The following is a 12,560-nucleotide window of genomic DNA, read 5'->3' as shown; positions in this document are numbered from 1 at the left end:
CCGGCCGCCGCAATCACGGCTTGTGGGTCGCCGCGATCACGCCCACCGGCTCATGGTGACCTTCTGCCGCGTATAGAAGGCGAACCCTTCCTTGCCCTGGATGTGCAGGTCGCCGAAGAACGAGCCGTTCCAGCCCGAGAACGGGAAGAACGCCATGGGGGCCGGCACGCCCACGTTGATGCCCACCATCCCGGCGCTGACCCGATTCCTGAACGTCCGGGCGGCCCCTCCATCACCCGTGAACAGGACCGCGGCGTTGCCGAAACCGCTCTGGTTGCAGGCTTCGATGCCTTTGTCAAGGCTGTCCGTGCGGATCACGGAGAGGACCGGACCGAAGATCTCCTCGCGGACGATCTTCATGCCGGTGGACGCTCCGTCGAATATCGTGGGACCCAGGTAGAATCCATCCGGCGTTTCCGGCACTTTTACCCCCCGGCCGTCCCGGTAGAGCGAAGCGCCGTCCGACAGCCCAGAGGCGATGTATCCGTGCACCTTGTCGAGGTGCTGCCGGGTAACCACCGGCCCCATGTCCACATCGGGATCCCGGTCCGTCGGGCCGACTTTCATCCCGTCCAGCGCTTCGCGCAACGGAGGCAGCACGCGCCGGGCCGCGTCATCCACCGTCACTGCCACGCTGCCGGCCATGCACCGCTCCCCGGCGCAGCCGTACACCGATCCTATCAGGGCGTCCACCGTGAATTCCGGATCCGCATCGGGCAGGATGACCATGTAGTTCTTGGCGCCGCCGGCCGACTGCACGCGCTTGCCGTGGGCCGTTGCGGTCTGGTAGACGTGCCGGGCCACGGGCGATGATCCGACGAAGGAAACCGCGTCGATGCCCGGATGGGTGCAGAGGGCATTGACCACGTCCACGCCGCCGTGCACGAGGTTCATCACGCCGGGTGGCAGTCCGGCTTTCTGCAGGAGCTCCACGAGCCGGATAGCGGTCAGCGGCACCTTCTCCGACGGCTTGAGCACGAAGGTGTTTCCGCACACGATGGCGATGGGATACATCCACATGGGCACCATCGCGGGGAAGTTGAAGGGCGTGATCCCCGCGCAGACGCCCACGGGCTGCCGGATAGTGTCGCAGTCGATCCCGCTGGCGATCTCTTCCAGTGCGTCGCCCATGAGCAGCGTCGGCGCTCCGCAGGCGAACTCCACGACCTCGATACCCCTCCGTACGGAGCCGCGGGCTTCCTCCAGGGTCTTACCGTGCTCCCGCGTGACCAGCCGGGAAAGGTCCTCGAAGTGCGTTTCGAGCAGATGCACGTACCGGAAGAGTATCCTGGCCCTGTCCACGACCGGCGTGGTCGACCAGCCGGGAAGGGCTTCCCGGGCGGCTCGAACCGCGGCATCGACTTCGGAAGCGCCGCACATGGGTGTCCTCGCGATCACGCTGCCGTCCGATGGATTGAATACCGGTTCCGTAGCCACGTCTACCGCGCCGGTCCAGTTTCCGCCGATAAACAGTGGACATCCGTTTGATTCCTGATCATGCATATGAGTCCTCGATGTCTGCCCCAGGTAAGAACTAAACTGGTTTCAGTAATATGTTTAATGCGATGCCACCCACCTGCGAAATCGATTGGCGTTATTGATCAACCCACGGCTTCGGGCTTGCCGCTCTCGGCCGACTTGTAGGCCGCCTCGGTCAATTGCACGACGCGCAGTCCGCAGATCGGCGGGGCCTGCACTTCCGCTTCGCCCAGGATGGCCTCGATGAAGTTCTCCGCCGGCGGTTTCCCCCGGCCCGGAGTCTGCGGCAGCCGGATATCCTCGCCCTTTCGGTGGACGAATAGCGGCTCGGAAGCGCCGAAACGCATCACGCCTTCGGTGCCGTAGAAGGTGAATTCCTCCCGCCATTCGGGCGACATGGAGGTGTAGGACAGGTTACCGACGGCGCCGTTCGTGAACTCCACCGAGATGGCCGTATTCACGTCGACGAGGGTGCCTTCCGGGTTGATGAACGCATGGACGTTCTTTGGTTCCAGGCTGGTCGTCCACAACAGGATGTCATTGATGTGGCTGCCCGTGTCCATGAAGTGCCCGCCGCCGGACAGTGCGGGATCGGCGCGCCACGAAGCGCCGGGGCTGAAGATCCCCAGGCAGTCCTGGGCGATGATGACGTGGACGAGGCGCACATCGCCGATGACGCCGTCTCCGATCATCTCCCGGGCCTTGATGAACTTCCCCTCACCGTGGCGCTGGTAGGCAACGGCAAGCACCCTGTCCGCCCGTTCCGTGTATTCGATGAAGTCCCGGGCGTCCCGCGTCGTCGTCGCCATGGGTTTTTCAACGAGCACGTGCAATCCCGCTTCGAGGCTGGTCCGGACCTGGTCCGCGTGCCGGGTATGGGGGGTCGCGATGACGATCCCGTCCAGTCTCTCCGAGTCGATCATCGACTCGAGCGAAGCGTAGTGGTTCAACCCCTGCACGGACGGCCCCAGGGTCTTTTCCATCCGGTTCATGGCGACCGGGTCGGTATCGAACAGAGACACGACCCGGACGTCCTCACGAGCGGACAGCAACCGGGCGTGATGACCGCCCATGCCGCCGGCGCCCGCAATGCCGATACGGAGAGTTTCCATGTCGCGTTGTCCTCGAGAAGTCCTGGTTCTTCCTGATATGGTGAAATGAAAACGCCGAACCCGGTCTATGCCGACCGTCAACGGCGATGGTTCACTATAAAATCGGGGCGTTTAAAGATCAAGCAACAAAATGGAAAGTGCTTGACATGCGTTCCGCCCGGCTCTTAGGTTGGCCTTCGTTGTCTGCCTCATCACCCTCGTTTGGAAGACCTCATGGAAAACCCGCTGCTTGAATACGTCGGCAACGTACAGGCCCTGGTATGGGGATTGCCCCTGCTGGTGCTGCTGGGCGGCACGGGACTCTACCTTACCATACTGCTGAAAGGCGTGCAGTTCCGCTCCCTTTGGCATGCGCTCTACCTGGCTTTCGTCAGGCGCCGGGAAGCCAGCGCCGAAGGCGATATCAGCCACTTCCAGGCCCTGATGACCGCGCTGGCGGCGACCGTTGGTACGGGGAATATCGCGGGTGTGGCCACGGCCATCGCGGCCGGGGGGCCCGGCGCGCTCTTCTGGATGTGGATGACGGGCCTGGTGGGCATGGCCACGAAATATTCGGAAGCGGTCCTGTCGGTCAAGTACCGCGAGACGGATTCGAAGGGGCTCATGAGGGGCGGCCCCATGTACTACATCTCCAACGCCATGGGCTGGAAGTGGATGGGGGGCGCCTACGCGCTGTTCGCGGCGCTCGCGGCCTTCGGCATCGGCAACATGACCCAGTCGAATTCCATGGCCGACGTGCTTCAGAGCAGCTTCGGCGTGGACCCGTGGGTCACTGGCATCGTCCTGATGATCGGCACGGGCCTGGTCCTGATCGGTGGGATCAAGAGCATCGGCCGGGCGGCCAGCCTGATCGTCCCCACGATGATCGTGCTGTACATCCTCGGCGGACTTACCGCCATCCTGATGAACGCCTCGGCGATCCCGGGCATCTTCGAGCTCGTGGTCACCCACGCCTTCACGCCCGCCGCCGCGGCCGGAGGCTTCGCGGGCGCGATGGTCCGTCAGGCGGTCCAGTTCGGCGTGGCCAGGGGCATCTTCTCCAACGAATCCGGCCTGGGCAGCGCGGGCATCGCCGCCGCGGCCGCCCAGACGAAGGATCCGGTCACACAGGCCCTGGTGTCCATGACCCAGACCTTCATAGACACCCTGGTCGTCTGCACGATCACAGGTTTCACCATCATCGGCACGGGAGTCTGGCTATCGGGCGACACAGGCGCGCCGCTCACCGCGGCGGCCTTCACCAGCGGCCTGCCGGGAGGCTTCGGGGGCTACCTGGTGGCTGTGGGCCTGGTACTGTTCGCCTACTCGACGATCCTGGGCTGGAGCTACTACGGCGAGAAATCCGTCGTATACCTGCTCGGGGAACGCTCCGCATTGCCCTATCGCACGCTGTTCTGCCTCTTCGTCGGGGTCGGCGCCGTATCGGAACTGGAACTGGTCTGGGGAGTCTCCGATATCATGAACGGCCTCATGGCCTTCCCCAACCTGGTTGCCCTGCTCTTCCTTTCTCCCATCGTCGCCGCCGAAACCCGGCGGTACATCGGCAGACATGACGCGTAGACAGCATAGACGGATATTCTGGGTACTCGTGGTCGTGCTGGCCGCGCTCCACGTCGATTTCTTCAATCACGGCGTCTCCCCCCCACCGCTGTTCGGGTGGCTCCCCGTAGACCTGGCCTACCACATCGTCTGGGTGATCGCCGCCGCCGCATTCGTCCTCTACTTCACCCGATACGTCTGGCGGGACTACGATGAGTCCTGAAGCGACCATTCTCGTCGTGGTAGTGGTGTATTTCACCGTGGTGCTGGGCATTGGCGCCGCCGCGTTCCGGCGGTCCCAGCCGACGGCCGAAGACTACTTTCTCGGAGGCCGCCTAGCCCGGTCGCTCGTCATGTTCATGGCCCTCTTCGGCACGAACATCACGCCCTTCCTGATCATGGGCATATCGGGCCTGGCCTACCATCACGGCTACGGGGTGTTCGGCTACACGGCGGCCATGGCGGCCCTGATCATACCCGTCGCCTACTACGTTATCGGCTACCCCGCCTGGATCGCGTCCCGGAAACTGAAGGCCGTGACACCGGCCGAACTCCTTGCGCGGCGGCTCGACAGCCCCAACCTCGGCCGCCTGCTTTTCATCGTGTACTTCGTCTTCATGCTGCCCTACCTGTCCACCGGCGTCGCCGGCGTGGGACTGGCTGTCGACGTGTTCACGCAGCAGGCCATCTCCTTCGAAGTCGCGGCGGCCGGCATTCTGGTCATCACGCTGCTCTACACCACCACGGGCGGCATGCGGGCGACCATGTGGACCAACGTGTTCCAGGGCCTCGTCTTCGGCATGTTCCTCTACATATCGATCTTCGTCGTCGCGGCGGATTTCGGCGGCGTCTCGGGCGTCATGCAGGAAGTCGCCCGGCGGTTCCCGGAGCTTACGGTCACGAAAGACACGGCGCCTTTCACGACGGGCAACTGGTTCGTATGGGGCATGTCCATGGGACTGGTCGTCCTCGCCTTTCCCCACCTGCTGGTGCGCGTATTCGCCGCGAAAGACGTGAAATCACTGAAGAACTCCATCCGGTACTACCCCATCATCATGATCGGATTGATGCTGGTAGCCACGCTCTACGGCGTCTGGGGACGCATCGAATTCCCGGATTTCGTGGGCAGGGATTCCGACATGGTCTTCCCCATGGTGATCCGCAGCCACTTCGGTCCCCTGATCCAGGGACTCGCCCTGGCCGGCATCCTGGCGGCGGTCATGTCCACCCTGGACGCCCAGATGCTCACCCTGTCGTCCATGCTCACCCGCGACGTGTGGTACGGGTTGTCCCAGCGCAGGCAGGTGGTGCTGGGCCGTCTGTTCCTCGTCATACTCGGTGGGATCGCCTATTACATCGTGATCCTCCGGCCGGCCTCCATCTTCGCCCTGGCCCAGTTGTCCTTCTCGGGTTTCGTCACGTTGACCCCCATATGGCTGCTCGGCCTGCACTGGCGACGGTTCACGGCCCCGGGCGCCATCACGGCCATCGTCGCGGGGAACGTCGTGCTCGTCGTCATGTTCTACGAGTGGCTGCCCAACCCGGGTCTCATGCCCGTCGCTTGGAGTTTCATGGCTACGTCCATCGTCGGCGTTGTGGTTTCGCTCTTCACGTCCCCGCCGCCCGAATCGGTTACCGATCCCGTGATGACCCCGATCCGGCAGGCGATGGGAGATGGTTGACCGCGTATGAACCACCTCGGCAAGGCACCCCTGATCTTCGGCCTGCTCTTCCTGCTGGCCTTTCCCGTCATCGTGTTCCGGGGCGATGACCGCTCGGACACACTGGAGTTCTGGATCTTCGCGCAGACGCACTACGATGAGTTCAGCGCGAGGATTCCGGCCTTCGAGGCGGCGCATCCCGGCGTCAAGGTCGAACTTCGGCTGATCTCGAAACTGCACGACAAGCTCCTGGCCGCCTTCCTGTCCGGCATCGGCGGACCCGACCTGTCCGAAGTCGAGATTTCATCGGTAGGCAGGTTCTTTAAAGGCACGAAGGAGGAAATCGGCTTCGTGGACCTGACCGACCGTATCGAGCGCGAAGGGATCACGGATGAATTCGTCCAGGCGCGCCTCGCACCCTGGTCCTTAGGCGGCCGGGTATACGGCCTGCCCCGCGATGTCCATCCCGTCATGCTCCTGTACCGTCACGACGTCTACGAGGAAGCGGGGATCGATCCGTCATCCATCGAAACCTGGGATGATTTCGTCCGCGAGACCAGGCCCCTTGCCCGCGACGATGACGGAGACGGGCGGCCCGACCGCTACCCGATCATGCTGAGCGCCCACAAGCCCGGCCATTTCTGGCTTTTGCTCCTGCAGAACGGCGGCGGCATGTTTGATGCGGACGGCGGGGTCATCATCGACAACGACATCGCCGTTTCCACCCTGGAATTCTACTGCAGCCTGCTCAGCGAGGAGCAGCTGGCCATCCCCGAATTCTCCCAGGACCCGGCCAGCTACGCGGCCATGAAGGAAGGCGTTATTCTGGGCGTGCTGGCACCGGACTGGTACATCAGCTTCGTACGGAGGTTCGTCCCGGAACTGGAGGGAAAATGGCGGGCCATGCCCCTGCCGGCCTGGCGGGATGGCGAGCGCCGCACTTCGACCTGGGGCGGCACCATGATAGCGGTCACCAGACAGGCCGAGAACCCGGATCTCGCCTGGGAATTCGCCAAGTTCGCCTACATGGACGACGAGGCCCTCGCGAACCGTTACCGCAAGACCTTTATCATTCCGCCGATCCGTTCGGCGTGGTCCAACCCGGTGTACGGCGAGTCCGAGACGTACCTGGACGGGCAGGTCCTGGGCAGAAGCCTTACGGAACTGGCGCCCGACATCCCCGGATTCCACCTGAACCCCTATTGGGCCGAGGCCAACGATCTGCTGCGGCTGGCTGTGTACGAAGCCGCCAATGGGATTCGGACGCCCGCCGATGCGCTGTCCAACCTGGCAGAGCAGGTCCGCGCGCTGCGGGATAACACAGCAGAGACCGAATGAAGCCCCGGTACGCCCCCTACTTCTTCCTCGCGCCTTTCTTCGCGCTCTTCGGGGTCTTCATGGTCTACCCCCTGTTCGATTCGATCCGTCTTAGCACGTACAGCGTCCGGGGCATGCAGAACCAGACCTTTGTGGGCCTCGAGAACATCGAGCGGCTGATCGCCGACCCGCTCTTCTGGACCGCCCTCTGGAACACGGCCTATTTCGCCGCGGGCAGCCTGCTCCTGCAATTGCCCGTGGCCCTGGCCCTCGCCCTGCTCCTCAGCAACGCCCGCCTGAAAGGCCGGAACCTGTTCCGCCTTTCCTTCTTCTCGCCGGTGCTGATCTCCGGCGTGTTCATCGCCGTGATCTTCTACCTCCTGTACGACCGGCGCTACGGCCTGGTGAACCAGGCCCTCGGTTCCGAGATCCAGTGGCTTCAGGATCCGGACCTGGTCATGCCCGCCCTCGTGCTGGCGGGCGTATGGCGATGGGCGGGATTCAACATGGTCTACTTCCTCGCCGGGCTTCAGAGTATCCGCCAGGAGCTCTACGAAGCTGCGGCGGTGGACGGCGCGGGACCCTGGCAGAGCTTCGTGCATGTGACGATCCCCGCGCTGAAACCCGTGATCGCCTTCGTGGTCATCACCTCCATGATCGGCTCGTTCCAGCTCTTCGACCTGCCCTACGTGCTCACGGAGGGCGGTCCCGGCAACGCGAGCATGACCATGGTGATGTACCTGTACAAGCACGGATTCGAGTTCATCAACCTCGGCTACGCGGCGACCATTGGCTGGGCGCTGGCCGTGATCATCGGTGTGATCTCCATCATCCAGGTCCGGTTATTCGGCGTATTCAGAGAAAACTGACATCATGAGAAACCCTGTTCGCACCACGATCACCTATGTGCTCCTGATCCTGCTGACCGTCCTGGTCCTGACGCCGCTGTTCTGGGTGGTATCGGCTTCCTTCAAGCCGTCGGGCGAGATCTTCTCCTACCCGCCCACCTTTCTGCCCCAGGACCCCACCCTCGAGAACTTCACCCGGCTGTTCCAGGAAATGCCGATCGTCCAGTACGTTGTCAACAGCACCTTCCTGGCCACCTCCCACACGCTGCTGCTCCTCGCCATCGCCACCATGGGCGGATTCGCCTTCGCCAAGTATTCGTTCAAGGGCCGCGGGATCCTCTTCGCCATCGTCCTCGCATCCATGATGATCCCCTTTCACCTGGTGCTGGTGCCCCTGTTTACCTTGCTGTACAAATTCGGGTGGCTAGACACCTACCAGGGCGTCATCCTTCCCTACCTGGCGTCCAGCGGTTTCGGCGTGTTCCTCATGCGGCAGTTCATCCTCGGCGTGCCCTCGGACCTGCTCGATGCGGCGCGGATCGACGGCACCTCCGAATTCGGTATCTACTGGCGCGTCATCATCCCGGCCGTGAAGCCGGCCATGGGCGCCCTGAGCATCTTCGGGTTCCTGGGAGCCTGGAACGAGTTCCTCTGGCCCATGATCGTGCTGCGGGACGCCGCCAAGTACACCCTGCCCCTTGGCCTGGCCAGCCTGGTGGGCGTCTACCGGCAGGAATACGGCATGCTCATGGCCGGTACGCTGCTGTCCATCCTGCCCATCATGGCTTTGTTCCTCGCGATGCAGCGGGAGTTCGTGCAGGGGATTACGCTGGGGGCGGTGAAGGAGTAGAGGTGGTGTGGGTGTGAAGGTGTGAAGTCGTAACGGTGGCCAAACAGTTTATTCTCCGGATTTGAGCGGAACGTGAACGGTACGCGCTACTCAAAAGCGTTGACGAGTGGCGTAATGGTTTACTATTTGAACGATTTGCGGGAATTCGATTCCAAGTCAGCGCAAGTATGTGCAAGTAGAAAACATGGAAAGGAGCTGTCACGAACATGACGGATCAAGACCGCGAGCGGCAATACACGATGGGACGCAGCGACGAAGAGACGGATCGCCTGATCGAGCAGTCCCGGCTACTCAGGCCGATCACAGAGCGGTTTCTGCGGTCGGCCGGCCTGGCGCGGGGCATGCGGGCCCTCGATATCGGCAGCGGAGCGGGCGATGTGGCGCTGGTCGCGGCGGAGCTCGTGGGTCCGGAAGGAGAAGTCGTAGGCGTGGACATGAATCCGGAGATCCTGGAGACCGCCCGGGAACGGGTCCGGCAGGCGGGGCACCGGAACGTGGAGTTCAAGGCCGGCGACGTGCATACCCTGGAAATCGGCGGCGATTTCGACGCCCTGATCGGAAGGCTGGTGCTCATGTACCTGCCCGATCCCGTGGCCACACTCAAACAACTCGTAACCCGATTGCGTCCCCGCGGTCTCGTCGTATTCCAGGAGATCGATTTCACGATGACCCGATCGTACAGTAACGAGGATACTCCGCTCATGCGCCAGTTGGTTGACTGGATCGTGGAGGTATTCGAGCGATCCGGGGCGAACCCGAATATGGGACTTGATCTCCACCGAGTATTCATCGAGGCCGGCCTGCCCGAACCCACCCTGGACGCGGGCATGTTGCTGGGCGGATCCGCGGACTGGCCGGGGTATTCGTATGTCGCGAATTCCTTCCGAAGCGTCGTACCACTCTTGGAACACTACGGGATCGCAACCGCCGAAGAGGTGGACATTGACACCATTCCCCAGCGGGTCCGGGAGGAAATCGTCGCGGCGAAACGTCCCGTGGTCATTCCGCCGCATATTGGGGCGTGGGCGACGAAAGTGTGAAAATCAATAGCTCCGCTTTCGATTATCCCGTTTGTTACGACATCACGACAGAAACGTTGTTAAAGTCAGGCTCGCATAAGGCATGGTTCCTTAACTGTATTTAACACAGACTTTAGTAATGGGCCGACTGAGTTCTATATTGAAGTCAGAATGCAATAAGAATCATACGAAATTGACCATGATTTCCTACCTCCCGTCACCCCATCTTCACCTTGCTTGTTTGTCCCTAACACCCTATATTACACGGCCTTGAATCCGTTCCAATGACAACCTGAACAGGAACTTATGAGCACAGAAAAACCATACCGGGATTTCATACGCGAGATCATCGACGCGGACATGGAGAGCGGGAAGTTCGGGGGCAAGGTGATGACTCGATTTCCCCCGGAACCGAACGGCTATCTCCATATCGGCCACGCCAAGTCGATCTGCCTGAATTTCGGTGTGGCGGAGGAGTATGGCGGGCTTTGCAACCTACGATTCGACGACTCGAATCCGGAAACGGAGAACGTGGATTTCGTCGAAGGGATCAAGCGGGACATCCGGTGGCTGGGGTTCGACTGGGAAGACCGCCTGTACTTCGCCTCGGATTACTTCGATCAACTGTACGCATATGCGCTACAACTCGTGGACCAGGGCGACGCGTACGTGGACAGCCTGACCTGGGAAGAAATGCGGGATCACCGGGGCACGCCCACGGAACCGGGCCGCAACAGCCCGTACCGCGACCGGACGGCTGCGGAAAACCGGGACTTCTTCGAACGCATGCAGGCCGGTGAGTTTCCGGACGGCGCGCACGTCCTGCGGGCCCGGATCGACATGGCCCATACCAACCTGACGATGCGCGATCCCGTGCTTTACCGGATCCGGCACGCTCATCATTACCGCACCGGGGACAAGTGGCGCGTGTATCCCATGTACGATTTCACCCACTGCCTGTCGGATTCCATCGAAGGCATCACCCATTCGCTCTGCACCCTGGAGTTCGAGAACAACCGCCCGCTCTACGACTGGATCCTGGACCGGCTGGACGTCTACCATCCCCAGCAGATCGAGTTCGCGCCGCTGTCGCTGGCTCACACCATACTGTCGAAACGTTTTTACCGTCCGCTTATCGAGGAAGGCGTGCTGTCCGGGTGGGACGACCCCCGCATGCCCACGCTGTCCGGCCTGCGGCGCCGGGGATACACCCCCGAGGCCGTCCGGACCCTCTGCGACCGCATCGGCGTGGCCAAGCACCACAATCTCATCGACATGGCCCTGGCGGATTTCATCATCCGGGAAGACCTGAACAAGCGGGCACCCCGGGTCATGGGCGTGCTGGACCCGCTGAAGGTCGTGATCACCAATTACCCCACCGACCGCACCGAGCAGATGGAAGCCGTGAACAACCCGGAAGACGAGAGCATGGGGACGCGGCAGGTGCCTTTTACCCGTGAAATCTATATCGAGCGGAATGACTTCATGGAGGATCCGCCGCGGAAGTTCTTCCGGCTGGCGCCGGGCCGGGAAGTCCGCCTGCGCTACGGCTACTACATCACCTGCACGGACTTGATCAAGGATGATGACGGGCAAGTGGTCGAATTGCACTGCACCTACGATCCCGAATCGAGGGGCGGGACTACGCCGGACGGAAGAAAGGTACGCGGCACCATTCACTGGGTATCGGCCGCGCACGCCCTGGACGCCACCGTGCGCCTCTACGACCGGCTCTTCAGCGAACCGGATCCCCGTCCGGGCGAGGTCGACGAAGAGAAGTCGCTGTTGAATCCTGATTCGCTCAAGACCGTCACGGACTGCAAGGTCGAACCCGGTCTTGCGGAAGCCGAACCCGGCGTAAACTACCAGTTCGAGCGGCTGGGCTACTTCTGTGTTGATGCCGTCGAAACGCAGCCCAACGGACCGGTGTTCAACCGGACGATCACCCTGCGCGATACCTGGGCGAAGATCCAGCAGAAGTAGAACAGAAGTAAAAAATGAGTCTACGCGACTGACAGAGACGATTCCATCCAGGAAGGTGACTATGGCACGTCTATTCGGTAAAGAGTATACACGCAGGGAACTGCTCGATCTCGTCGGCGACATGAGCCAGGTGGCCCACGCACGGTACGGCGAACTGCGCGAAGGCAGCGACCGGGGCGCCGATCTCATCGAGGTGTTCAACGCCTCGGGCCTGTGCTTCTCCCTGCTGCCCGGGCGGGCGCTGGACGTGGCCTCGGCCCACTACAAGGGCATGTCGCTCTGCTTCCGCGGCAACACGGGCGACGTAGGGCCGGCGTTCTACGAACCGCAGGGCTACGGCTGGATGCGCGGTTTCTACGGCGGGCTGGTCCTGAGCTGCGGCATGACCTTCACTGGGCATCCGGAGACCGATCCGGAAGAAGAAAACGAAGAACTCGGTCTCCACGGCCGCCTTTCGTTCCTGCCGGCACGGCAGGTCCACACAGATGGCCTGTGGGACGGCGACGACTACATCGTCAAGGTGCGCGGAAGGGTCCGGGAAGCCGTCGTTTTCGGAACCAACTTGGAACTCACCCGGGAGATCTCGACTGTACTGGGCGAAAAATCGCTTCATATCCACGACCGTATACACAACCAGTCCGTCGATCGTTCACCCCTGATGTTCGTATATCATTGCAATCCCGGTTTCCCCGTTCTCGACGAGGGCACACGCGTCGTCATCGACAGCGAAAAGACGACCGAATGGCTCGAAG

The 12,560-nt window shown here is 62.2% G+C and carries 11 protein-coding genes; 9 read left to right on the top strand and 2 right to left on the bottom strand.

Going from position 1 to position 12,560, the window contains the following annotated elements:
- Positions 1 to 36 precede the first annotated feature (36 nt).
- Both OXH56_03305 and OXH56_03300 read right to left on the bottom strand, forming a co-directional pair.
- Positions 37 to 1,503, bottom strand: a complete 1,467-nt coding sequence (locus OXH56_03305) for a CoA-acylating methylmalonate-semialdehyde dehydrogenase (GenBank protein ID MCY3554328.1) — start codon at positions 1,501 to 1,503, stop codon at positions 37 to 39.
- A gap of 98 nt (positions 1,504 to 1,601) precedes the next feature.
- Positions 1,602 to 2,591: a Gfo/Idh/MocA family oxidoreductase gene (locus tag OXH56_03300; GenBank protein ID MCY3554327.1), complete on the bottom strand. Its 990-nt coding sequence runs from the start codon at positions 2,589 to 2,591 to the stop codon at positions 1,602 to 1,604.
- A 213-nt stretch (positions 2,592 to 2,804) separates the two neighbouring features.
- Here OXH56_03300 and OXH56_03295 point away from each other — a divergent pair, with 213 nt between their 5' ends.
- From OXH56_03295 to OXH56_03255, 9 genes are all read left to right on the top strand, one after another.
- The gene (locus OXH56_03295; GenBank protein MCY3554326.1) at positions 2,805 to 4,151 is read left to right on the top strand and encodes a sodium:alanine symporter family protein; all 1,347 of its coding nucleotides are present in this window, start codon (positions 2,805 to 2,807) and stop codon (positions 4,149 to 4,151) included.
- Positions 4,141 to 4,353 (top strand): hypothetical protein, encoded by a 213-nt coding sequence (locus tag OXH56_03290; protein ID MCY3554325.1) that lies wholly within the window; start codon positions 4,141 to 4,143, stop codon positions 4,351 to 4,353. Before OXH56_03295 ends, OXH56_03290 begins: the two co-directional genes overlap by 11 nt.
- The gene (locus tag OXH56_03285; GenBank protein MCY3554324.1) at positions 4,343 to 5,812 is read left to right on the top strand and encodes a sodium:solute symporter family protein; all 1,470 of its coding nucleotides are present in this window, start codon (positions 4,343 to 4,345) and stop codon (positions 5,810 to 5,812) included. Before OXH56_03290 ends, OXH56_03285 begins: the two co-directional genes overlap by 11 nt.
- A gap of 6 nt (positions 5,813 to 5,818) precedes the next feature.
- A complete protein-coding gene (locus tag OXH56_03280; GenBank protein MCY3554323.1) occupies positions 5,819 to 7,129 on the top strand; it encodes a sugar ABC transporter substrate-binding protein in 1,311 nt (436 codons plus the stop codon).
- On the top strand, positions 7,126 to 7,977 hold the full coding sequence (locus OXH56_03275) for a sugar ABC transporter permease (protein MCY3554322.1): 852 nt from the start codon (positions 7,126 to 7,128) through the stop codon (positions 7,975 to 7,977). Before OXH56_03280 ends, OXH56_03275 begins: the two co-directional genes overlap by 4 nt.
- A gap of 4 nt (positions 7,978 to 7,981) precedes the next feature.
- Positions 7,982 to 8,806 (top strand): carbohydrate ABC transporter permease, encoded by an 825-nt coding sequence (locus tag OXH56_03270; protein MCY3554321.1) that lies wholly within the window; start codon positions 7,982 to 7,984, stop codon positions 8,804 to 8,806.
- A 206-nt stretch (positions 8,807 to 9,012) separates the two neighbouring features.
- Positions 9,013 to 9,846: a class I SAM-dependent methyltransferase gene (locus OXH56_03265; GenBank protein MCY3554320.1), complete on the top strand. Its 834-nt coding sequence runs from the start codon at positions 9,013 to 9,015 to the stop codon at positions 9,844 to 9,846.
- Positions 9,847 to 10,131: 285 nt separating this feature from the next.
- Entirely contained in the window at positions 10,132 to 11,808 is a 1,677-nt protein-coding gene (locus tag OXH56_03260) for a glutamine--tRNA ligase/YqeY domain fusion protein (GenBank protein MCY3554319.1), read from the top strand.
- Positions 11,809 to 11,869: 61 nt separating this feature from the next.
- On the top strand, positions 11,870 to 12,560 hold a 691-nt coding region (locus OXH56_03255), incomplete at its 3' end, for a DUF4432 family protein (protein ID MCY3554318.1).

This window comes from Gemmatimonadota bacterium (assembly GCA_026702745.1).
Lineage (GTDB): Bacteria > JAAXHH01 > JAAXHH01 > JAAXHH01 > JAAXHH01 > JAAXHH01.
The sequence above is the reverse complement of the archived record's forward strand: the minus strand, read 5'-3'. Positions and strand labels throughout refer to the sequence as shown.